Annotated in this window: 24 protein-coding genes, 3 tRNA genes and 1 other RNA gene; 19 read left to right on the forward strand and 9 right to left on the reverse strand. The window is 42.9% G+C overall.

What is annotated here, in order from left to right; all coding sequences use genetic code 11:
• A partial coding sequence (locus DOT_RS03755; protein WP_009614401.1) for an MFS transporter occupies nt 1–888 on the forward strand: 888 nt, incomplete at its 5' end.
• A 249-nt stretch (nt 889–1137) separates the two neighbouring features.
• Nucleotides 1138–2127 carry a deoxyguanosinetriphosphate triphosphohydrolase gene (locus DOT_RS03760; protein WP_009614403.1) on the forward strand — a complete coding sequence of 330 codons (990 nt, stop codon included), beginning with the start codon at nt 1138–1140 and terminating at the stop codon, nt 2125–2127.
• A 156-nt stretch (nt 2128–2283) separates the two neighbouring features.
• Here DOT_RS03760 and DOT_RS30205 read toward each other — a convergent pair whose 3' ends face one another.
• Together DOT_RS30205 and DOT_RS03765 are read right to left on the reverse strand one after the other, a co-directional pair.
• Complete coding sequence (locus tag DOT_RS30205; RefSeq protein ID WP_207637026.1) at nt 2284–2574, reverse strand: hypothetical protein; 291 nt, start codon at nt 2572–2574, stop codon at nt 2284–2286.
• Nucleotides 2546–3148, reverse strand: a complete 603-nt coding sequence (locus DOT_RS03765) for a GerMN domain-containing protein (RefSeq protein WP_009614405.1) — start codon at nt 3146–3148, stop codon at nt 2546–2548. Before DOT_RS03765 ends, DOT_RS30205 begins: the two co-directional genes overlap by 29 nt.
• 411 nt (nt 3149–3559) lie before the next feature.
• Here DOT_RS03765 and dnaG point away from each other — a divergent pair, with 411 nt between their 5' ends.
• From dnaG to DOT_RS03795, 6 genes are all read left to right on the forward strand, one after another.
• Nucleotides 3560–5413 (forward strand): DNA primase, encoded by a 1854-nt coding sequence (gene dnaG / locus DOT_RS03770; RefSeq protein WP_009614406.1) that lies wholly within the window; start codon nt 3560–3562, stop codon nt 5411–5413.
• On the forward strand, nt 5403–6593 hold the full coding sequence (rpoD, locus tag DOT_RS03775) for an RNA polymerase sigma factor RpoD (protein ID WP_040411164.1): 1191 nt from the start codon (nt 5403–5405) through the stop codon (nt 6591–6593). Before dnaG ends, rpoD begins: the two co-directional genes overlap by 11 nt.
• A 122-nt stretch (nt 6594–6715) precedes the next feature.
• Nucleotides 6716–6790, forward strand: a tRNA-Asn gene (locus DOT_RS03780).
• A 20-nt stretch (nt 6791–6810) separates the two neighbouring features.
• Nucleotides 6811–6885 (forward strand) — tRNA-Ile (locus tag DOT_RS03785).
• Between the two features lie 438 nt (nt 6886–7323).
• Nucleotides 7324–7542: an SHOCT domain-containing protein gene (locus tag DOT_RS03790; protein WP_009614409.1), complete on the forward strand. Its 219-nt coding sequence runs from the start codon at nt 7324–7326 to the stop codon at nt 7540–7542.
• A gap of 99 nt (nt 7543–7641) precedes the next feature.
• Nucleotides 7642–7914: an SHOCT domain-containing protein gene (locus DOT_RS03795; RefSeq protein WP_139024119.1), complete on the forward strand. Its 273-nt coding sequence runs from the start codon at nt 7642–7644 to the stop codon at nt 7912–7914.
• 785 nt (nt 7915–8699) lie between these two features.
• On the opposite strand, the gene DOT_RS28275 is transcribed toward DOT_RS03795, so the two are convergent.
• On the reverse strand, nt 8700–9062 hold the full coding sequence (locus DOT_RS28275; protein WP_083823933.1) for a four-helix bundle copper-binding protein: 363 nt from the start codon (nt 9060–9062) through the stop codon (nt 8700–8702).
• Between the two features lie 553 nt (nt 9063–9615).
• On the opposite strand from DOT_RS28275, the gene dsrJ reads away from it, so the two are divergent.
• Nucleotides 9616–10023, forward strand: coding sequence for a sulfate reduction electron transfer complex DsrMKJOP subunit DsrJ (gene dsrJ / locus DOT_RS03805; RefSeq protein WP_009614415.1), 408 nt, complete (start codon nt 9616–9618; stop codon nt 10021–10023).
• 200 nt (nt 10024–10223) lie between these two features.
• Here the strand turns inward: dsrJ and DOT_RS03810 are convergent, their stop codons facing one another.
• From DOT_RS03810 to sigI, 5 genes are all read right to left on the reverse strand, one after another.
• Nucleotides 10224–11624 (reverse strand): ATP-binding protein, encoded by a 1401-nt coding sequence (locus DOT_RS03810; RefSeq protein WP_009614416.1) that lies wholly within the window; start codon nt 11622–11624, stop codon nt 10224–10226.
• A gap of 1 nt (nt 11625) precedes the next feature.
• Nucleotides 11626–12318, reverse strand: coding sequence for a response regulator transcription factor (locus DOT_RS03815; protein ID WP_009614417.1), 693 nt, complete (start codon nt 12316–12318; stop codon nt 11626–11628).
• A gap of 95 nt (nt 12319–12413) precedes the next feature.
• Nucleotides 12414–12941, reverse strand: coding sequence for a hypothetical protein (locus DOT_RS03820; protein WP_050809821.1), 528 nt, complete (start codon nt 12939–12941; stop codon nt 12414–12416).
• Nucleotides 12942–13083: 142 nt separating this feature from the next.
• Nucleotides 13084–14061, reverse strand: coding sequence for an anti-sigma factor domain-containing protein (locus tag DOT_RS03825; protein ID WP_009614420.1), 978 nt, complete (start codon nt 14059–14061; stop codon nt 13084–13086).
• Nucleotides 14061–14795, reverse strand: coding sequence for an RNA polymerase sigma-I factor (sigI, locus tag DOT_RS03830; RefSeq protein WP_009614421.1), 735 nt, complete (start codon nt 14793–14795; stop codon nt 14061–14063). The genes DOT_RS03825 and sigI overlap by 1 nt, the downstream gene beginning before the upstream one ends.
• 222 nt (nt 14796–15017) lie before the next feature.
• Here sigI and DOT_RS03835 point away from each other — a divergent pair, with 222 nt between their 5' ends.
• From DOT_RS03835 to DOT_RS03870, 10 genes are all read left to right on the forward strand, one after another.
• Nucleotides 15018–15458, forward strand: coding sequence for a hypothetical protein (locus tag DOT_RS03835; RefSeq protein ID WP_009614422.1), 441 nt, complete (start codon nt 15018–15020; stop codon nt 15456–15458).
• Between the two features lie 478 nt (nt 15459–15936).
• Nucleotides 15937–16011: transfer RNA gene (locus DOT_RS03840), tRNA-Val, on the forward strand.
• A gap of 193 nt (nt 16012–16204) precedes the next feature.
• On the forward strand, nt 16205–17008 hold the full coding sequence (locus tag DOT_RS03845; RefSeq protein WP_009614424.1) for a class I SAM-dependent methyltransferase: 804 nt from the start codon (nt 16205–16207) through the stop codon (nt 17006–17008).
• Nucleotides 16999–17850, forward strand: a complete 852-nt coding sequence (locus DOT_RS03850) for a Nif3-like dinuclear metal center hexameric protein (protein ID WP_009614426.1) — start codon at nt 16999–17001, stop codon at nt 17848–17850. The genes DOT_RS03845 and DOT_RS03850 overlap by 10 nt, the downstream gene beginning before the upstream one ends.
• Nucleotides 17851–18125: 275 nt before the next feature.
• Nucleotides 18126–18281 (forward strand): hypothetical protein, encoded by a 156-nt coding sequence (locus tag DOT_RS30950; RefSeq protein WP_192807796.1) that lies wholly within the window; start codon nt 18126–18128, stop codon nt 18279–18281.
• A 51-nt stretch (nt 18282–18332) separates the two neighbouring features.
• Nucleotides 18333–18772: RNase P RNA component class A (gene rnpB / locus DOT_RS27665), an RNA gene on the forward strand.
• Between the two features lie 289 nt (nt 18773–19061).
• Nucleotides 19062–19445: an EamA family transporter gene (locus DOT_RS03855; RefSeq protein ID WP_009614432.1), complete on the forward strand. Its 384-nt coding sequence runs from the start codon at nt 19062–19064 to the stop codon at nt 19443–19445.
• Between the two features lie 233 nt (nt 19446–19678).
• The gene (locus DOT_RS03860) at nt 19679–19867 is read left to right on the forward strand and encodes a hypothetical protein (RefSeq protein WP_009614438.1); all 189 of its coding nucleotides are present in this window, start codon (nt 19679–19681) and stop codon (nt 19865–19867) included.
• 302 nt (nt 19868–20169) lie between these two features.
• The gene (locus tag DOT_RS03865; RefSeq protein ID WP_009614439.1) at nt 20170–20481 is read left to right on the forward strand and encodes an AbrB/MazE/SpoVT family DNA-binding domain-containing protein; all 312 of its coding nucleotides are present in this window, start codon (nt 20170–20172) and stop codon (nt 20479–20481) included.
• Nucleotides 20482–20898 carry a PIN domain-containing protein gene (locus tag DOT_RS03870; protein ID WP_040411167.1) on the forward strand — a complete coding sequence of 139 codons (417 nt, stop codon included), beginning with the start codon at nt 20482–20484 and terminating at the stop codon, nt 20896–20898.
• Nucleotides 20899–20995: 97 nt separating this feature from the next.
• On the opposite strand, the gene DOT_RS03875 is transcribed toward DOT_RS03870, so the two are convergent.
• Nucleotides 20996–21499: protein-glutamate O-methyltransferase CheR (locus DOT_RS03875; protein ID WP_009614441.1), on the reverse strand; the 504-nt coding region annotated here is incomplete at its 5' end.

Genomic DNA, 21499 nt, shown 5'->3' on the forward strand with positions numbered 1-21499 from the left:
CTGCAGGCTGTTGCCAGTGGGGCCGCCACTTCTGTTGGTTCAGCGGTTGTTAAGGATGTCTACGAGGGGCGAAAGCGGGAAGCTGTTTTGGCGCTTGTGTTTTCCATGATGATGATTGCTCCAATTATCGCCCCGGTTATCGGTGCCTTTGTCTTAGGGGTAACATCCTGGCGGGGAATTTTTTGGACTTTATCCGGCGCAGGAATTTTAGCGCTGGCCTGTGCCATTGCCATGGAAGAAACTATAGAGCATCGCAGCACGGGAAACACTCTACAGTCCCTTTCCCGACTCGGGGTAGTGCTAAAGAATCCTGGATTTACTTCATTGTTAGTTACTTTTTCTCTGCGCTCAATACCTTTAATGGCTTTCATTTCAACGTCATCCTATATTTATATCGATCAATTTGGCTTAAGTGCCAAAGTATACAGCTATTTCTTTGCTGGGAATGCTGTGTTCATGGTTTTAGGCCCTATGCTTTATATGAGGCTTTCCAGTCGGTTTAATAGCAGGACAATGATAAGTGTATGTTACTTGGCACTTTCCCTAAGCGGGCTGCTTGTTTGCATTTTGGGAAATCTAAGCCCCTGGTGGTTTGCTGTTTCGTTGCTTCCGTCCACATTGGCAGGAAGTGTCATCGGTCCGCCCAGTGCCAATCTAATGCTTGAACAGCAAAAGACAGATACGGGATCAGCCTCTTCTCTGATGAGTAGTTCTATTACCATTATGGGAAGCGTGGGCATGATGCTTATTTCCTTTAGCTGGGCAAATCGGATATGGGTCCTGGGAGCTTTAAACTTGATTTTCGGACTTTTAAGTTTACTCCTCTGGCAGTGGGTTTCCAAAGGTACGCATGTTATCCAAGTGAAAGACGACAAGGTGACTATATAGAAACACCGTATAAAAAATTATGGAACTAGGACGAGCACCTAAATTAAGGCAAGAACAAGCTTGAAAAAGCTGAGTTCTTGCCTTAATTGTTTGTTCAGCATGGTAGAATATAATAGCAGAGTAAAAGTGATTGCCATCGTACCATAATTTGGTATAATCTTAATTAATATCTTAAGGAGTATAAATGAATTTTGAGTGAACGCTTAATGCATGATGGGTTGAGGGATTGCATGAGGAAAGGGGGGGAAGATGATTGAAGTTCAGAACATCCGTGAGCGGTCTGAGAAAGATGAGGAGCGCCTTTCGCCTCATGCTGCTAAAAGCAAGGATGCCAGGCGCGAGCGCCTGGAAGAAGAGTGTCCGATTCGTACTAAATTCCAACGAGATCGAGACCGGATATTACATAGCAAGCCGTTCCGTCGCCTAAAACATAAAACTCAGGTTTATATCGCTCCTTCGGGGGATCATTATCGAACTCGTATGACGCATAGTTTAGAAGTATCCCAAATATGCCGGACAATCGCTCGGGGGTTGCAATTGAATGAAGATCTCATCGAAGCAATTGCTTTAGGGCATGATGTGGGGCACACTCCCTTTGGGCATGTAGGGGAGGAGGCTTTGCGGCGAATCATTAAGCACTTCGAGCATAATGAGCAGTCGATTCGTATTTTGAAAGTACTAGCTCGTGATGGTCAGGGGTTGAACCTCACCGAACCCGTTCTGGATGGAATTTTACATCATACCGGAGATGGTATACCCAAGACTCTTGAAGGGCAGATTGTGAAAACTGGAGACCGCATTGCTTATCTTTGTCATGATTACGATGATGCTTTGCGAGCCGGTTTACTTCTCCCAAGTGACCTGCCGGAGATTGTTAAGCACACGCTGGGGGTTAAACCAAGCGATATGATTACTACGATGGTTATAGATATGATTGAGGCGTCTCATGGACAAAACCATATTGAACAGACCAGCGAGGTCGGTGGTGCGATGCACGAATTTAGGCAATTTATGTTTGCCAGAGTATATAATAGCCCGACCTTGCGCGAAGAGCGGCGTAAAGGGCAATACATTGTTCAAGCGCTTTATGAATATTATCGACAAAATACGTCCAAACTGCCCCAAGATTTTTTGATTTGGGCTAACGGAGACGAGACTCAGGCGGTTACTGACTATATATCTGGGCTGACAGATAATTATGCGATTGATCTGTTTCAGAGATTGTTTGTTCCGCGCTAGTTTTCTAACAATAGATAGTTGTAGATAACAGGAGAAAAAAGTGGTTGAGAGCTAGGCTCTCAACCACTTTTCTTTATACCAATGACCCTTAGAAAGTATAAGTTGCGAGTAACAGAAGTAAACTAAAGAGACGACACATGAAAGTCTAGCGTTGGACTAGTCAGAAAGTATAACTTTTAGTTCCATACTTTCTGGAAGCATATGTGCAACTAAGGCGGCCGCTGGCCATGGATGGCCGAGTGTCCCTGTAGCCATGGATGGCGAGAAGGGACCGCCTTCGCCAAGGCTGACAGGAAGGCTAATACGTGCGAAGACAGTGTCTGCAAGAAGGGTTGATACGTGCGAAGACAGTGTCTTCGTGGGCACCGGCCAAGTTTTCTTTAGGAGCGCCTGACTCGAATAGACGTTCTTTTGTTGACTAGTTTGTTTTGGTAAGTAAGCCATCATTTCGCTGAAGCGGTACACTAGTGTCAAGGTTCCCGAGAATTCCATCAAGTTTTTTCCCGTCTAAGAGAAATTGCACACTGTGAACGTTAGGAAGGGTCGTTAAGGTATTTACAATGCTATAAATAGTCATTTCTTCGCCAGCGGATCCTCCGCCAAAGTTCTTTCTAAATTCTGAGGATAGATCAATTGTTGCTACGTTATCTTTCACAGACGCGCTTAGCAGGGTCGTCCCCTCAGGAAGTGGTTTTTGCAATCCGGAAGGAGGATTGGCCAGCTCTGTAAACATTGCTTTAATAACTTCCTCATCAGCCACTTTAACCGTTCGAGTTGTGGAGATCAATCCACTAGCATCCGAATTGGGAAAATAAAGGGTTAACTTTACGGAGTGCGGAGTTGTCTCAGAGGAATTGTTCTGTTGGGGAGGCGTTGGGGTTGTTCCAGAGCTTGGAGTTGGAGTGTTATCCGATGGTTTGGGAGCTTGTGTTTTAGAAAAATTATAACTGATCAGAAAAGTCCCGATAAGTAATAGAGAGACGATTGCTAGGGCGAGCGTTTTAAATGTACGTCTAGACATAAAGTATTCACCTTTCTCATAAAGTTCTTTATTTGTATCAGTCAGAATGTATACGTTTTGGAGAGCACAAGTTGCCTAATCATCAGAATTCGGTTCATTCTTAGGACACAGTTTATTCCTTATATAGTAACATGCTTTTGCAGTACGGGAAAGGGTTTGGCAGGGTATTCTTCTCTCTTTGGAAAAGAGTCCGGCAAATTCTTAGTAAAATAATTGTCGAAGAAAGCAGGTATTGTTATCGAATAAGGAGAATAATTTATACTCCGAAACAGTATTTTAACCCTTTCTAAAAACTGATTCAATGATAAGAGGTTTAAAAAGAGGATTTTATGAATTTTCGGCGAAGAATTGTATATGACAAGGGTTGACAAACTAAATTAATTGTGGCTGAGAATCGAAAGGCGAAAAAACGTGGACAATAGAATTCATGACGATTTTATCCCGGAAGAGGTTATCGAGGAAGTGCGTTTGCGCACGGATATCGTTGAGGTTATAGCTGACTATGTCGGCTTGCAGCGTAAAGGGAAAAACTATTGGGGACTTTGTCCTTTCCATTCCGAAAACACGCCTAGTTTCACTGTAACCCCCGAGAAACAAATGTTTTATTGTTTCGGGTGTCACGTTGGAGGAAATGTCTTTACATTTGTCATGAAAAAGGAAAATTGGTCCTTTGTGGATTGCGTTAAGAACTTGGCGAACAGATGTGGAGTGTCACTTCCTGAGAAGGAAATGTCTCCTCGTGAAAGAGAAGAAAATCGCCTGCGACGACGCTTTGAAGAAATTCACGAATGGGCTGCAAGTTACTTTCATGACCTTCTGCTGAGGTTACCAGAAGGAGAACCTGGACGTCTCTATTTTACTAAGCGCGGAGTCGACTTGGAGACGATGAAAAGTTTTCGTTTAGGTTATGCTCCAGAACGTTGGGATGGGTTATTAGATTACATGCAGGAACGCGGAGTTCAGCCGCATGAATTGGCGGAAACAGGACTAGTTATTGAAAAGGAAACGCAGGGTAGAGATGGACGGAAATTTTATGATCGTTTCCGAAATCGCGTCCTTTTTAGTATACTGGATCGCCACAACCGTCCGATTGCCTTTGGTGGTAGAGCGCTGGATGATTCACTTCCTAAGTATCTAAATTCTCCAGAGACTCCGTTCTTTAATAAAGGGCATCACCTTTATGGGATGCATCGTGCTCATCAAGGAATCCGTGAAGCGGGATTTGCCATAATGGTTGAGGGGTATATGGACGTTATTGCACTCCAGAATGCTGGGTTTCCGAATACGGTGGCCTCCTTGGGGACAGCTTTAACACGAGATCAGGTAAAACTATTAAAACGGTATACACAGCGGGTCGTTCTCCTCTATGATTCCGACACAGCAGGAATTCAAGCTGCTTTGCGGGGGGGAGATATTCTCCGTGATGCAGGAATTCGCGTGGATGTTTTAACATTAACTGGAGCAAAGGACCCAGATGAGTTTTTGAAAAGTTACGGTGTCGAGGATTTTAACAAAGCTTTAAAAGGAGCTTTAACCTATGTCGAATTCAAGTATCGGACATTAGTCCGGGAAACACCACCTCAAAACATTCATGAAAAGGCGGAATTAGTCATTAAACTCGCTCCAGATATTTTGAAAGTTGCCAGTCCAGTTGAACGGGAAGGTTATGAGAGGTTATTAAGTTTGGAACTTGGACTTACATTGGATGCGGTGCAACGCGAGATTGCCACTCAGGATCAGAAAAAACCTAAAAAAGACCGTGTACAGGAATATTCTCCACAAAAACCGATTAATTCTGGTAAAAATAGAGATAATATTACTGATACCATTATATGTAAAGATAATCTGGCACACACTATACCGACAGTTAATTTAGGTGTTTATCGAGCAGAGCGTACTCTTCTGCGCATGCTATTAGAAGACATTGCGCATTTGCCAAAAATTAAGGCTAAGTTGGGTGCGTCCTTCTGGAAGGTTTTGACACATCAACAAATTTTTGATTATCTCGATCAGGATGGTGGACTGCCTGCGCATAGCGATGAAACGGTTCAAAGCCGATTAGCTAGCTTGCTCCTGGAAGAGTTAGATATATCCCAAACCGAGCGGCTCTTAGATGATTGTATCAAGGAGATTCTTTCTACGCAAGCAGAAGAAAGAGTAGAGGATCTTCAAGCCCGCATGGCGGCTTTAGAAAAATCCGGTGACATGGCAGGGGCCATGGCTCTGTTGAAAGAGATAGGAGAGCGGTTGAAACGTGGCGAATAGCAAGGTTAAAGGCACCCAAAAGAATGATCCGAGGGAAGGTGGGGGACAGATGAACGATGAGCAAAAAATGGACAACGTCCAAGCCCTCATTCAGAAAGGCAAAAAGAAAGGATCCATAACCTATCGAGAAATTATGGATGCTCTCCAAGGAATTGAGCTTTCCGCGGATCAAATTGATGATATCTACCAGCAACTTGGTCGAATGGGAATAGATGTGGTGCCAGAGCCTGGAGAAGTCGAGCAAGAAGTCTTGAAGAAATCCAAGGATGATGACGATGATGATATAGTCGATGAAGTGGATGACGAAGTCGAAGAAGAGGCTGAAGTAGATCTTTCCGTGCCGGAAGGCGTTGGGATTGATGATCCAGTTCGCATGTATCTCAAAGAAATCGGACGAGTTCCGCTGCTCTCAGCTGAGGAAGAAATTGAATTAGCGAAACGGATGGAGAACGGCGACGAGGAAGCGAAGCGCCGTTTAGCAGAAGCTAATTTGCGCCTCGTGGTCAGTATCGCGAAACGATATGTCGGCCGAGGCATGCTTTTCTTGGACTTAATTCAAGAGGGGAATCTGGGACTGATTAAGGCTGTAGAAAAATTTGACTATACCAAGGGGTATAAGTTTAGTACGTATGCCACCTGGTGGATCCGTCAAGCCATTACTCGTGCTATTGCTGACCAGGCCCGGACCATCCGGATTCCTGTGCATATGGTAGAAACGATTAATAAATTGATTCGTGTTTCTCGGCAATTGTTGCAAGAGTTAGGGAGAGAACCCGCCCCTGAAGAAATTGCCAATGTGATGGATATTCCGGTCGAACGGGTACGCGAAATTATGAAAATCGCCCAAGAGCCTGTTTCACTTGAAACGCCAATTGGGGAAGAGGAAGATTCCCATCTTGGAGATTTTATTCCAGATGATGACGCGCCGGCACCGGCTGAGGCCGCTTCATTTATACTCTTAAAAGAGCAATTGGAAGAAGTTCTGGAAACCTTAACTCCCCGTGAAGAAAAAGTACTGAGACTACGCTTTGGACTTGATGACGGAAGAACTCGGACCTTGGAAGAAGTAGGCCAAGAATTTGGCGTTACTCGAGAACGAATTCGGCAAATTGAAGCTAAGGCATTGCGAAAATTGCGGCATCCAAGCCGGAGTAAAAAGTTAAAAGACTACTTGGAATAAGTGAACCAATCGCGACAAAGAGGTAGCTCTATTGAGGTTCAATATTGCGCGAAACAATAAATTTTAGATAAAGACTTGACTATGAGGTCTGAATTACGTATAATAATCCGTGCAAAGGACATTCCTCGATAGCTCAATGGTGGAGCAACCGGCTGTTAACCGGTAGGTTGTAGGTTCGAGTCCTACTCGGGGAGCCATTTTTCTCTTGCCTTTATACGGGCCCATAGCTCAGCGGTAGAGCCCCCCGCTCATAACGGGTTGGTCCTAGGTTCGAATCCTAGTGGGCCCACCAACCTACCGTACTAAAATGTAATTAAATGTTCAAGATGTTCAATTACATAGAAAAATAAGGAAAGATCCTTCCGAGTTCTATTCGGAAGGATCTTTCCTTTTCAATTCCTTCCCTCAAGAAGGAATCACTTATTCTAAACTATTTAGTTTTTTCAATAATACCATGAGGCAAGCAAGTTGTAGAGTGACCAATACGAGGTTACATTAAAAATAGTAAACAAAGTTTGGCTTAGATGAGCGATACACCTCAAAATTCATGAGAAATTCACAACTTTTTCATGAGAAGATCGTATCCCTGAGTTACACTAAGAACATAGAAGGTCAGTAAATTAATGAAGCAAAGCTACAAAACGTCAAAATGAAGATTGACTGAACAAGGGTGGCAATATGATGTGATTGTCAAATGTAACGGAATAACTGATGAAAGGGGGAGTCACAAATGATGTTTGGTTTAATTATACTAGTCTTCGTAGCATATTATTTGTTTAACTCATCCAATGCTGGAGGGGCGTGCCACATGAACCATGAATCTCAGGTGCATACTCCAATGGATATCTTGAATGATCGATATGCCCGGGGCGAGATTAATAGTGAGGACTATCTTGAGAGAAAGCAAGAACTGACGGGACAAAAGTATACTATCATGAAAAAGCTATAATATAGTTCTTGGATTGATTTGAATAGAAATTAACTTTTGGTAAAGATTATTTTCTAGCTGTAATTTAGGTAAAAATTATTTGAAGGAGGAATTTACATGATGGGTGGATGGGGAAATATGATGGGTGGCTGGGGAAACGGTGGTTACGGATATGGTGGTTATGGATGGATGGGAATGATCATGCCGCTTATCTTCGGAATAGGGATCATTCTATTAGGCATCTATTTGTTTCGTCGTAATACATCTCAAGTTCATACCGGTGGATTGGGTAGGCACAATAGTGGCTTAGACATCCTGCGTGAACGCTATGCACGTGGAGAGATCGATTCAGCGGAATATCAAATGCGCAAACAAGATTTAGAAGGGAAATGAGTATAAATTATATTTCAAAAGGGCAGTAGCTCAATAAAGGGTGAACTGCCCTTTAACATTTTTCTTAGGAGGGAAGTTGCGGCGAATATATGGTTCAAAAAGATGGCAAAGATTATGCAGAACTTGACGTTAATGGATATACAGGCCAAGTGTGGTTTGAAAACTGGCACGGTCCGATACTAAATACAGTTGAAGTGAAGTAAAAGAAAGACTGCCAGCAGAAACAAGATAAGGGCAGAGGCTCCTTAGAGAGTCACTGTCCCCTTTATTTTTTTGCTGTTCTTGAGTATCGAATATTTCATTTGTTATTATTACCTAGACTCGCTGACAGGTGCTCCTATGGCGGCTAAATCGGGCGGTGGATTGTGCTGGCAAATAAAGAAGCCGTTCCAGACGGTACTAAAGGGTTTATCCAGACAGACATAGTTCTAAAGAATCCTGGAATTCTTGGAGGAACATCTGTAATGTCGGACTCGGCTGTTGAAAGCAGATAACGAAACATTGCAAAATATCCATGTCAAGGGGACGGTTTTTGTCGATTCGGGCAAGGGCGGCACTGTGATTCTGAGAATATCCTGAGTAAAGGATAAATTCTTCCAAGAACCTCAATTGTAAAGAAGGACCCTGATTCTCAATTCAGGGTCCTTCTTTAGGTGCGCCACGCATGGCGATTGCCAACCAATAGCCAAGAGCACGGGTGTCCACCTTGAGGTAGAATCCTTACATTAGAAGGTGGAGACTATGCCCATTGAGGGAGGGAAATTGCCGGATTCTCACAATCAGACTTACCTCGCCGCTTGGGATTGGGATGCCATCTTTCGGCATTCATCAGCACACTTACGGCACATATCTGCACATTTCTGGCAATGGGTGTCTTTCATTTTGGAGCATTCGGTAGCACAAGAATCACAGATTGTGGCACAAGTTGCGCACAATTGAGCGGAAAAATCACTGTTTCTGGACATATATTGGGATGACATGGAACAGATATCAGCGCAATCCCTAAGTGTTCGGATACACCGGATGCGGGCTTCCACATCAGGTTCGTTAAAACAGGCGGTGTAACATTCCTCACAGGCTTGCATACAGGCGTTACATGCATCAATACAAGCTTGAATTGATGCAGTGGCATTAGTCACAATAGGCATTTAATGATCCTCCATTTCTAACTATAATTTTAATCTTATTTATCTTCTTCAATTATAGGGAAAATATCCGGAATTAATAGTTACTTACGGCACATATCTGTACATTTTTGGCAATGGGTGTCTTTCATTTTAGCATAGGGTTATTATTCCCTCCATCCCACCGAAGTCTTTATGATTTGGCATGGAGGCATGGCAATTCAGGGAGTGTAGGAAATTCATAAGTTTTTCATAGGTCCTTTATAAGAGGGTTCTAAACAAACATTCCACGGTGTAAACCGCTACCGACATAGTGTAATGAAAACAACGCCATTAATTGTAAAAGTTATAGTCCGTAAGATCACAGAAGGCAGGTGTGTGTCCGTACAGAGGCTGAGAACTTATTTTTAGGCTATCGCACCTAGAAAACTAATTCCACATAGTAGGCCTCATAGTCAGAGATAATATGTAAAGTAAGGAAATAAGAGCTGAGACATTAATTTATATTGTGGGTGTAGAAAGAGAGGCATCGACTAATGACTAAGTGTGAACCTAAATACGAGGAGGCTAATGGATAATGCACAAATTGGGAAAAATCATTGCGTCACTTGTTGTCTTTGTTGCTATAGTCAGCTTACCGTTCCTCTATAACATAAGGAAATCAGGCAAGGGACCTGTAATAAATATGAATACTCCAGCTATCCAGAAATTAGCGGTTAAGCAGTGTGTTGAGCCTGCAGAGTGGATGAAGGCTAATCATATGATTCTGCTGAACCAATGGAGAGATGAAGCCGTACGCAAGGGCAAAAGGGTATATATTAATAGTCAAGGTAAGTCATTCGAAAATAATCTTCAAACGTGCTTAAATTGTCATTATGATCCGGCTTTAAAAACGTCTGATCAGTTCTGTGTTTCATGCCATGATCATACAGCCGTAAATCCTAACTGCTGGATTTGCCATATTTTGCCGAAGGGCGCTACATAATAATTAGACTGGGCTGACGAATTAGAGGCAGCTCAGTCATTTTTTTGTCTTTCATTGTAGTGATCAGAATTATGTACAATCTATGCTCTTAGAATTAGGCCGAAAAAATTAAGACTCTGACCTTTTTTACCCTAAAGCACCATATTTTTGACATGTGTAATTAATTCGATATAAATGTTTCAATAAAAGTGGCTGAGTATCTATTTCTCAGCCACTTTTATCTCATTAGGGAGTTTGACAATAAATTCAGTCTCTTGCCCAACATTACTATGCACAGTGATGGTGCCTTTATGGAGGTTTGTAATCTGCTGGACCAAGGCCAGACCAATTCCGGTTCCCCCGGTTTCCCGGGTACGGGATTTATCGGCGCGGTAGAATCGCTCGAAGATATAGGGCAGATCTTTTTCCGGAATGCCGGGGCCTGTGTTTTTAATAGCGATTACCGCAGAATCTGGTGTTGATGTAAGCCTGACGATCAATTTACCGCTATCATTTGAGTATCGATAGGCATTGTGAATAAGATTGTAAAAAAGCCTGGTTAAAAGCCGTCCGTCTCCAGATATTGTCACGGGCTCCGGAGGAGCGTTCCAATTCAGGGCTAATTGCTTTTCTTGGATTAGCGGATAAAGGCTATTAATCACTTTTTCTAGCAAATGATTCAAGTCTACTGGTTCGAAGATGGGTGTTAAAGTGCCCATTTCCGCCACATTTAAGTCTTTTAGGTCACTGGACAAGTCAACTAAACGGTCAATTTCCTCATGAATGGAGGTGAGGTTCTCCGGGCTAGCCGGGAGAACGTTATCCTGAAACGCTTCAATAAAACTCTTGATGGAAGTTAAAGGAGTACGGAGCTCATGGGCGATGTCGGCTGTGAATTGTTTGCGCAGGGTTTCTTGCCGCTCCAAGTTGTCGGCCATGATATTAAAGGCGTTCGCTAATTGACCAACTTCATCACGTGATCGAGTCGAAACTCGTTCTTTGAGATGTCCTTGTCCTATTCGTTCCGCCGCTCGGGTTAAGCTCAGAAGAGGAGTAACAAGGTGGCGGCTGGTAAAGTAACTGAGGATCATTCCTAATAATAGGGCCAAGCTTCCGGCAACTAAAAGTGAACGAAATACTGAAGATTGGAAGAGGACATCTTGGGGATTTAGAATCTGGGCCGTGGACGGGTAGCGTACGAGAGCTGTTGCAATAACTCCATTTGATCCAGACACAGTGATGGTTTTTGTTTTCCAACTCATATTGTTCGATGAACCCATCGTGCCCATCATACCCATCATTCCTGCACTGCTTTGCCCTTGCATCATTCCTGCCATAGGATTATTTAAGGTGGCAATGAGTCGCCCATTGGGATCGGTTAAGGTAACCGTCGTGCCAGCTGGAAGGGTATTGCTGATTTCCTCTAAAGAGGCAGAATTCCAAGAACCCTTACTCAGATAGAGGGAGCTTAGGCGTGAAGGCAGCTGCTCTATAGTTCTCTCATTCGTCGTAGTAAGATAGTTGCTAAATTGTTGCTGAAAGACAAATTCAACAGCTAGCATGCTAAGGGTAACAGTAATCAGTGCGATTATGATTGTGGACAAAAATAGTTTTTTGCGCATCTTACAGCTCCGGATTGGGATTGAACTTATAGCCGACTCCGTAAACAGTGAGAATAATACGCGGGTCACTTGGGGAAAGCTCAATTTTTTGTCGGATTTTTTTAATATGAGCATCAATCACGCGATCATCTCCTTCAAAGTCATGTCCTTGAACAATTTCAACCAGCTGTCCACGGGAGTATACCCGTCCAGGATGCTTAGCCAAGGCCCCCAGGATCTTAAACTCGGTTGGCGTGAGTGGAACTACTTGATCATGAAGGCGAACCTCATGTTGAATATTGTCTATAGTCAGACCGTTGTTATAGGAAATCATGTCTGCAAGTGGAGTGGTTTCGTTATTCACCCGACGTAAAACAGCACGAACCCTAGCGACTACTTCGCGTGGGCTGAAGGGCTTGGTAATGTAATCATCTGCACCAATGCCCAAGCCTTGAATACGGTCTTCTTCTTCGATTTTTGCAGTGAGCATTATGATAGGGACGGAGGATACTTTACGGATTTCACGACAAATCTCTATACCGGACATACCGGGCAGCATCAAATCGAGGATAATTAGATCGTAAGGGTTCTCCTTAAATAGGGTCAGGGCAATCAGCCCGTTTAAGGCAGTAGTAACCTGAAAACCCTCTTGTTGCAGGTAAGCTTTAAGAACTGTGATGATTTTCTTTTCATCATCAACGAGTAAGATTCTCATCAAGAAACAAACTCCTTTTCCATTTATCAAGAATATGGTACATGGTACATCATTGTAACCAAGAAACCAACAGTGAATGTATCGTACTTGGGTAATTACTTATTACCGTTTCCATTAGAACCATAACCGCCCATCATGCCATATCCTCCGCCGTATCCACTAGAACCGTAACCGCCCATCATACCATAACCTCCACCGTTTCCGTTAGCGCCGTAGCCACCCATCATTCCGTAGCCTCCACCGTTTACGTTAGCACCGTAGCCGCCCATCATACCGTTGCCTCCACCATTTCCATTAGTACCGTAACCACCCATTCCATAACCTCCGGCGAATCCATTAGAACCTGACGTAATCATGTTATTTGGCCTACTGTCACTTGAAGATGGTGAAGTGCTTGGGGCTTGTCTTGTTGTTGGCGAACTATTATTAATCGCGCTGCTTCCGTCGGTATCAGTGCCAGTGCCTGTTCCTAGATTGGCGGTTTTATTAACGGAATTTGATAAAACGGTATTTTGTCTTACTGGTTTGGTGGCATATGACCCAGAGTTCATAGCGAACACAGTACCTGAAAGGGCAATTATACTAGCTATTGAGAGTCCTATAATCCATTTTGTCTTATTCATTATTTTTCCTCCTCTAATTATAACCTTGCTTCATATCTCAAGTATAGAAAATCAATTCGATTTTGCTGTGAATGAGTTATGAATTTCTGATGAATTTCGAGAGTCTTTCACTATTTGTGTGTGAAAGACTCTCGTTTGAAATTTAAGGCATCATACCATGACTTCCGGAGCCTGAGTTAACAGGCATATTATCTTGCTCGGGTAGGGGGACCGAGGGTGTAATGTTCTTTGGAGAACTGTTGGGCATTGGGTAACTGGTAGGGGGCGGGGTGTTAGGCATATTTTTGCCAGTCATCGGAGTTCCCATCGCGTTAGGTGTTTCTTGAGGTGTCTCGCTTTGAGGATTTACTGTCACACATTCTTTTGGGAAAAGTGAGTCTAAGGTAGTATTTGCCTCTGTCAACATATGAAGAGTGTTGTTATAACCTGAACCTTTTGGATTGACAACGAACCCATTAGCCATTAAACCCTTATACACTAAATAATTGTTCACACTCATCCCTAGGTTTTGAGCGGTTTTTTGTGTGGTTTCATCTGTCGTGCTTACCATCAAGTCGGAAGAAATATTTTTCTCAAGCATGAGGCGTCTAATAGAGTCACGGAGTTTAGCTTGATCAACGATATCTGCCTGACGGTTGTCAAGGGGGATAATGCTTGCCATGACCGGGTTTTTGCCTTGTTTAAAGCCTCCCTGAGTATTGGCCTGATCTACCATTAGGGCAACAGATGTATAAATGTCTTTTCCTAGAAGCTTAAGCTCAGATGGTGAAGTTTGAGTTCCTTGATTTAAATCAATCACCTTAAGAACTTTGGCATCAGAGTTAACCAAAAGTTCCTTACTATTATTTATATCCATTACAACAGCAGCTACGGCGGTATTGGCGCCGGAGACAATGTTAAATACACTTACACCCAAAACAAGAAGCAGCATAGCTGCAATCGTAGCTATTTTTAGGAAGCTTGGACTAATAGCTTTCCGTAGAGGCAGATCCACTTCCATAACTTGTCCGAGAAGGGGAGCAGCAAGCGGTGTTTTGATTTTCAAATAGTCACCGTATTCAGTGTAAAGGATAGTGTTATGTTGGGAGGTCTTCATGACAATGCCTCTGGTTTTGGCCATTACGCTAACCCCTTTCGCGTAGTTATCGAGTCTATTTGTGTAAAGTTTTTTAAAGATCTGAATTCAGGATCGGATAGGATTAGAACTGTGGCAATCAGATATTTGCGCCCTCTTTCCAGGACTTTGCGTTTTACTCCGGTAAGAAGCTCTAATTCTTTGAGAGGCAAACATTTATTCTTGGATAGGTATTGCAGCAAATCGGGTTGAGAACATAGTTTTTGGGCCACTTTATAGAGTGTTGCTTTACTGTCACGGTGTTTAGGGGAGACTTCCACTAAATTTTCTAAGGTTATTCCATATTCGTCTAAAACGATAATATAGCTCTTAACCGTCTCGGCAAAATCATTATGCTGTTCTTTCTCTTTATATATCTCCAAAGACGCTTCGGAAGCATAATGGTGATCGATGTCGTTGTCAGACTCTGAAGGGGTAAGCGAGAGTAATTGATGTTTTGACTCTTTGCGAAAGTAATCGATTAGTCGTCGTGTTATGACAGTTTTAGCAAACCCGTAGAACGAGGCACCCTGGGCAGGGTCATAGTCATCGATTGCTTGATTAAAAGCTACTAAGGCGATGCTTAGTTCTTCATCATGTCCCCAAGTCAGATATCGCTTACATAAATTTGAGCTGATTTTCAAGATCAAGGGTTTGTGATTTTCAATAAATTCTTCTCTAGCAAGTTTGTTTCCCTTTTTAGCTGCTTGTAAAGTTTGCTGAATTGTTAGTTCTTGCACTTCAACCCCTCCACCTAGTACAAAGTTTCGTAAAGGCATCTTGAATTTTAGGGGGTACCTTAAAAAAGTTTAGTTATAAACCTACCCCCCGAGAATCGAAGGGGACTGCGAATACTGTGGTGACAACAGGAGGTGAGAGGCAAACAGAAAATAATACTGGATTACAATGGCGTTAAATTTTAAACATTATCTAAATCTTGTTAGAAAGGATTGAATTGTAGCATGCAAAAGAAAGCATTAGTGGCGACATTGTCAATGGCTTTAGTATTAGGGGTGGCGGGGATCGTGAATGCTGCTACCACGGGGAGCAATGCCCACAACACATTGCCGCAACCTTCCAGCGCAACTTCATATATGACTCCTACCAATGTCACAAGTTCAGGAGACTTGCAGGGAACAACTCCTAAGACTAACCAGATAAACCCTAGTACTCCAACGAGTCCTAACGAACCCAATCATCAGATACAAAACATGCCGGGGTATACTCAAATGCAGACGATGCCTGTGAGTACTCCCATGAATGGACCAATGATTAATTCACAGCAAGTAATGAGTGGAACATACAGGTCAAATCCGGTGAATACTTCTAGTGCAACTCAACAATCAGGCCAAAATTCAAGAGTCAGAACCATGATGGGTTCCAAGGGAAAAATGGGAAGGTAAATAAGATTATGGAGACATAAAAGGGAACTGCACTTAGTTCCCTTTTATGGTTATCAAAAAATGATAGATTAATCCTTCGGTTCACAATAACCCCAAACGTAAATTTGACGGTTAATTCCAATTCCTTAGATATAGGAAAGCGCATCTAAAGATTAGTTGCTACTATATTTGTCCAATCGAAATTGGTCGATCTATCTAAGTAATAAGCAAATCGAGAGTTTTGCACTATGGCGGAAGATAGTCTATTCTTAGTTGAGTGGGTCAAGAGCAAAAAATGTTCTCGTGTTGCCTTAGAGAGTACCGATTTATAAGTGATTAATGTTGACTATCACCAAAAACTGTGGTATTTTTTATAGGATGTAAGATGTTATTGTTAAAGTTCGAAGCTTAATTCGAATCGGTGGAAAACAAAACGAAATGTAAGGTTCAAAGTTCTTGTTTGTATGGTTATCGAACCACGAACCACGAACAACGATATGGGCGATTAGCTCAGCGGTAGAGCGCATCCTTCACACGGATGAGGCCACTGGTTCGAGACCAGTATCGCCCACCAAGCTAATGGATATACCAAGGGTTGTAGGATCGCAAGGTCAACTACTACCCTTGATTTTGTATTCTCAGACAAACTACTCCAATTAAGCTGTTTTGGTTACCCTATAAAGTAAAAAGAGCGGAAATACAGGAAGGAAGAGTATTTATGAGTACAGCTTTAGCTATTAACAGTTTTGTGGCCAATGAGGTGCACAATGACGATATCAGTTAGTATCGGTCCACGTTTGCAAACGGTCGCTTCGTTTGTTCCCAAGGGTGCAAAACTAGGAGACATTGGAACAGATCATGCCTATTTGCCTATATCCCTCTATGAGACTGATCAGATATCAAAAGCAGTGGCGGTTGACGTCCATGAAGGGCCGTATCAATCTGCCTTGATGGCCGTCAAAGGTCGACACTTGGAAGCTGTCATTGACGTACGATTTGGTGATGGGCTAATGCCGCTCGAGGCTGAGGAAGTCAATGTCCTAACCCTTGCGGGGATGGGTGGAAGAACCATGCTGGATATTCTTTCAGCCCGGCCGGACGTTTTAGAGTCTGTGGCCGACCTCATTGTGCAACCGCAAGGTGCAGAAGGCGTCTTACGCTTAGCATTATTGGATGGCGGCTGGCGTCTCAAGGCTGAGAAATTGGTGGAAGAAGAGGATCGCATATATATCATTATGGCTTATTCTAAGGAAGCAGGATGGGGTAGAGCTGAACTTTTGGAAAAAGAACGTGTGTGGAATCAACGTTTGCGTCCACTCCTGGAGAGCGGGGTTATCCTTGCAACCGAAGCAGAGTTTTCAAGCTTAGTACATAGGCTTGTCTGGCATTTTGGGCTACTGGTCTTGGAAGAGCGTCCGGACCTCTTAAGGGGCCTTTTAAACGAATATAGTGGCATGTTATTAAGGCGGCAGGAGCAAATGAAAAAGTCAAAGAGCGTAGAGATTATAGCCAAAATCAGAGAAGTTTCTGATGAATTGGCTTTAGTGGAGGGACTACGGATATGGCAGTAACGGTTGGATTAGTGGCTCAGATTATCGAAAAAATAGCTCCAAAATCATGGGCTGAGGATTGGGACAATGTCGGTTTACTTGTTGGGAGCGGATCAGACTCAGTCGAACGCATCCTCATCACCTTGGACGGAACCCTGGAAGTGGTCGAAGAAGCGAAAGCTTATGGTGCCCAACTTATCGTGGCCCATCATCCGATTATCTTTCGCCCGCTAAAAAACTTAAGAGCAGATAATGCTGCGGCTCGAGTCCCTTTGCGACTGCTAGGACATCAGATCAGCTATTACGCTGCTCACACGAATTTGGATCAATCGATTGTTTCCTCCAGCCGAGCCTTTGGCGAAGTCTTGGGATTGCAGGAAATGAAGATCTTGGAAGAGTCGGCATATGACCTTATTCCAATTCCCAAGCGTGATGAGGCGGCGAGAGGGTATGGCGTAAGTGGGTATCTAAAAAAGCCAGAGAAGTTAGGTCTTTTATGGAAGAGATTTTTGGACAATCTAAGCCAGCCCGGCATCTATGCACAACCCTATGAGTTATCGGGAGTTCGCCTGGCGGGTTCGTTAGAGAAGGAAGTGCGAAAAGTGGCCATCGTCAACGGCAGCGGAGGTCGCTTTGTACCCAAAGCGTTGTTTAAGGGCGCGGATCTTCTGATTACTGGAGACGTTGACCATCACGCTGTCCTTGACGCTCTAGAAGGCGGTATGGCAGTCGGCGATCTTGGGCATTTCCTTAGTGAGGCACCTATGCTTCAAGCAATGTATCAGTATCTAACCGCAGAGAAAGCTCTGCAAGGTATTGAGATTCGAGTAAGCTCATTTAATCGGTCGCCTTGGCTATTGTAAAAAGGCGGCCGACTTTTTTTGAAAATTGCTCACACGTATAAATGCTCACGGCTATTAACGTTTAATTTATTAAATACTCATTGCTCTAAAAAATAATAAAAAAAACTTTGTGAAAGTGGGGATTAACACTTGACTTTAAATGTCGAATATTGTAGTATTAGTTTAGATAGAATAGTCGGAAAATAGACTATTTTCAAGAAAGTAGTTAAGCGTATTTCGAAGAGTAAGTGCAATTTTCATAAACAAAAGAAAGGAGCGTGATGGGACGAATGAACATGAATCGGACAGAAATTCTACGCCTCGAACGTGAAAAGGTTTTGGTGAACTTAACAGAAGATAATGCTAACCGTGCGAAATGGTTAACCGTGTTAATGGACATTGACGATGAAATGGAAGAAATAGCAGAGAATAAGCTCAAAGCTGTCTATTAACCAATACTCTCCATTTGACCTAAGCGAATTTTTTTAGTAAGATAAATAAGCGAAGCCGACCGGATGATCGCGGAGGTAAGGACCGAAAGGTCGCCTCTGAGGAAAGTCCGAGCTCCATAGGGCAAGGTGCTGGGTAACGCCCAGTGGGGGGAACCCCAAGGAAAGTGCAACAGAGAGATACCGCCGATAACGGAGGTCAGTTGTCAGAGGCCGGAGGTCAGAATAAGTTGATTTTAATTCGACTTCAGGTTTCCGACGACTGACTTCCGAGTAGGTAAGGGTGGAAAGGCGAGGTAAGAGCTCACCGGCAGTCAGGTGACTGGCTGGCCATGTAAACCCCACCTGGAGCAAGACTGAATAGGGGAACTATGAACGGCCCGTTTTCGTTCCCGGGTAAGGTCGCTAGAGGCCGTCGGTAACGGCGGTTCGAGACAGATGATCATCACCTCCATACGGAGGAACAGAACTCGGCTTATAGGTTGACTTCGCTTACTTATGAGAAACTAAACAACGTTTTAAGCTGACAAAAACTGGCAGGTATGTACCTGCCAGTTTTTAATTTTCTAGGTTTATATGATTAAACCATGGAGTGAATTCATAGTTTAAGCTATCTTGGAGCGAATGTGAAAATCGATTAAGGCATTGGAACTTGATTTGATTAAGCTTCTCATTGCATAAAGGAACAGTATTTCGAGAAACCTAAATCGTATCAATATAGATCGTATCAAACTATAGGCAAGTTTAGTTTTTAAAGAATTTGGCTTCAGGAGTTCTAATTGTATGAATCTTATTTCAGAAGTACGTCCGTTATTTGTTGCTTTGGTTTCAATAGTGTTGGGGGCCTCAGGGCAATTTCTATTTCGTCTGGGAATGCTGCATTATGGAAAAGTATCGGTAACAGGGATTTGGCGACAACTAGGATCGATTATCTTAACCCCGGCGATTTTCCTGGGTTTTATGTGCTTTGGGGTGAGCTCTATTCTCTGGCTTGTAGTAATTTCACGCTGGGAGCTTAGCTATGCGTATCCGCTTGTAGCATTAGGCTATGTGATTGCCATACTGTATGGGACTCTTCTGCTTCACGAAAATCTTACGCTCGCCAAGATACTGGGAAGTTGTCTTATTTTAGCAGGGATTAGCATTTTGGGACTATGGGGGGCATAACACAGAGGTCAGAAGTCAGAGGCCAGAAATAAGAAATAAGAAATTGTCATAGCCAGAGAAGTAAAAGGTTCAAATTCTCAAGAGACCAGAGGTTTAATACTTAGATATTATTTGAAATTGTAAACCTTTATATCCTGAAAAGAAAGTTGCAAGCTCACGTTGAATAAGATATGATAATTATAATCCTATATCTTTTTGGAGTCATAAAAGACAAAAAAAGGGGCGTGTGTTGGATGATATTTAAGGACTTTGGGCGAGGCGCACGGATTGAATTATCTAAAATGGCCAAACTGCTGGGAATGAAGTTCATCGGTTATAATCCAAAGGCACAACAGGTATCGTTGGAAGTACAAGGTAAAGGGGTTACATATCCCCTAGAAGAATTTATTCAACAGTATGAAAGGGTTTGTCCTACAACTTAGACTCGAAATAAGAATTTTAGTTTAGATATGATGATGCAAGGGCCTCTCACTTAATGAAGTGAGAGACCCTTTTTTAGTGGGGAGGAAGTTTCTGTGTATCCTACTGCGCTCATTGACGCAATTCCACTAAAGTGCTTCTCTAAGCAGAGAAACACCCTCTGGGCTGGGGTCCGACGGAGGCTCTGTGCGTTTGCATTCGCTTTATTGCTATTAGCGTGTAAGATTATTATATATATTTGACAATGTAAAGTGGTAAGATTATTATTTGAGTAAGAAAATGGATGAAGTAAGGAGGATCGAATATGAGCGGAATGGAGTTTTCTGGCGATCAAGCACATGACGTGATAAAAGCTACTAGCAGAATATCTAGTCGTGGTCAAATAGTTATTCCTGTAGAAATACGGAAAATGCTAGGTCTTGGTGAGGGAGATCAGCTGACATTTATTGCTGAGAAAAACGGTGAAGTTAAGGTTGAAGTTGTTAAGAGACAACGTATTTCAGAACTGTTTGGCATTCTAGAAACACATAAATCATTTAAACCAGTTGATGAAATCAGGAGAGAGGCGTATGAAAAGATGGCCCAAAAGGAGTTAAAGGACGGGGGGGAAGAATAGTTGGCGAGGAGACTTTGGTTGGACACAAACGTAATCATCCGAATTATTACGGGAGATCCCAAAGAGTTAGCCCAAGAAGCTGAAGAAATGATTCGAAAAGTTGAGATGGGAGAATTAGTATTACGCTTGTCTGCCTTAGTTGTAGCCGAGTGTTGCTGGGTATTAGAGTCCTTCTACGAAGCACACCCATCAGATATAGCGGATGTTTTGTTGAAGTTTACTAATGCTATTGGCGTTGAAACTGATGAAAAATCTGTCGTACAACAATCACTTCATGATTTTTCCACCAAAAAGGTTGATTTTGTGGATGCTTACATTGCGGCACATGCAAAAGCTAACCCTCCTGAGGATGTAGTGACATGGGATAAGCATTATAAAAGATTAGATATTCGTCATGACAGACCCGGAAATTGGTAGAATTATTACGCAATCGTCTGGTTGTTTTGAGGAATGAGAAAGTCTAAAGCAAGGGTCTCTAACTCAGCGGAGTTAGAGACTCTTGCTTTAGAAAAGGTTATTGTTTCTGGTAGAAGAAAGAGGATACAGGTTTGAGGCCTAGGTGATTCATCCCAAAGAGATGTTCAGTACTCCCGGTAAAAAGGATTCCGCCGGGACGTAAGGCATCTGTAAATTTTTTATAGAGCATTTCTTTGGCTTCGTCCGTGAAATAGATTACGACATTTCGACAGGCGATAAAATCAAAACCCGATTGGAAACGATCAGTTAGCAGGTTTTGGTGTTGGAAGGTGACTTGGCGTTTAACTTGGTCTTTGATTTGATACCCTTTGTCAGATGGGGTAAAATGCTTTTGCAGGACTTCAGGTGGAGTACTCGCAAAATCATTTTGTTTATAGAGGCCGTCTTTGGCTTGTTGTAGTACATTGACATCAATATCTGTACCCAGGATGCTAAAACGGGCATTAGGGAAATAGTCCATCAGAGTCATGGCTAATGAAAAGGGTTCTTGGCCGCTTGAACAGCCTGCACTCCAGATTTTCAGCGGATTTTTGCTCTGGAG

The sequence above is a fragment of the Desulfosporosinus sp. OT genome (assembly GCF_000224515.1).
Classification (GTDB): domain Bacteria; phylum Bacillota; class Desulfitobacteriia; order Desulfitobacteriales; family Desulfitobacteriaceae; genus Desulfosporosinus.

Coding starts and splice junctions, on each gene's coding strand:
- DOT_RS03760 (WP_009614403.1), top strand. CDS start 1,138: ATGATTGAAGTTCAGAACATCCGTGAGCGGTCTGAGAAAGATGAGGAG.
- DOT_RS30205 (WP_207637026.1), bottom strand. CDS start 2,574: ATGATGGCTTACTTACCAAAACAAACTAGTCAACAAAAGAACGTCTAT.
- DOT_RS03765 (WP_009614405.1), bottom strand. CDS start 3,148: ATGTCTAGACGTACATTTAAAACGCTCGCCCTAGCAATCGTCTCTCTA.
- DOT_RS03790 (WP_009614409.1), top strand. CDS start 7,324: ATGATGTTTGGTTTAATTATACTAGTCTTCGTAGCATATTATTTGTTT.
- DOT_RS03795 (WP_139024119.1), top strand. CDS start 7,642: ATGGGTGGATGGGGAAATATGATGGGTGGCTGGGGAAACGGTGGTTAC.
- DOT_RS28275 (WP_083823933.1), bottom strand. CDS start 9,062: ATGCCTATTGTGACTAATGCCACTGCATCAATTCAAGCTTGTATTGAT.
- dsrJ (WP_009614415.1), top strand. CDS start 9,616: ATGCACAAATTGGGAAAAATCATTGCGTCACTTGTTGTCTTTGTTGCT.
- DOT_RS03810 (WP_009614416.1), bottom strand. CDS start 11,624: ATGCGCAAAAAACTATTTTTGTCCACAATCATAATCGCACTGATTACT.
- DOT_RS03815 (WP_009614417.1), bottom strand. CDS start 12,318: ATGAGAATCTTACTCGTTGATGATGAAAAGAAAATCATCACAGTTCTT.
- DOT_RS03820 (WP_050809821.1), bottom strand. CDS start 12,941: ATGAATAAGACAAAATGGATTATAGGACTCTCAATAGCTAGTATAATT.
- DOT_RS03825 (WP_009614420.1), bottom strand. CDS start 14,061: ATGGCCAAAACCAGAGGCATTGTCATGAAGACCTCCCAACATAACACT.
- DOT_RS03835 (WP_009614422.1), top strand. CDS start 15,018: ATGCAAAAGAAAGCATTAGTGGCGACATTGTCAATGGCTTTAGTATTA.
- DOT_RS03845 (WP_009614424.1), top strand. CDS start 16,205: ATGACGATATCAGTTAGTATCGGTCCACGTTTGCAAACGGTCGCTTCG.
- DOT_RS03850 (WP_009614426.1), top strand. CDS start 16,999: ATGGCAGTAACGGTTGGATTAGTGGCTCAGATTATCGAAAAAATAGCT.
- DOT_RS30950 (WP_192807796.1), top strand. CDS start 18,126: ATGAATCGGACAGAAATTCTACGCCTCGAACGTGAAAAGGTTTTGGTG.
- DOT_RS03855 (WP_009614432.1), top strand. CDS start 19,062: ATGAATCTTATTTCAGAAGTACGTCCGTTATTTGTTGCTTTGGTTTCA.
- DOT_RS03860 (WP_009614438.1), top strand. CDS start 19,679: ATGATATTTAAGGACTTTGGGCGAGGCGCACGGATTGAATTATCTAAA.
- DOT_RS03865 (WP_009614439.1), top strand. CDS start 20,170: ATGAGCGGAATGGAGTTTTCTGGCGATCAAGCACATGACGTGATAAAA.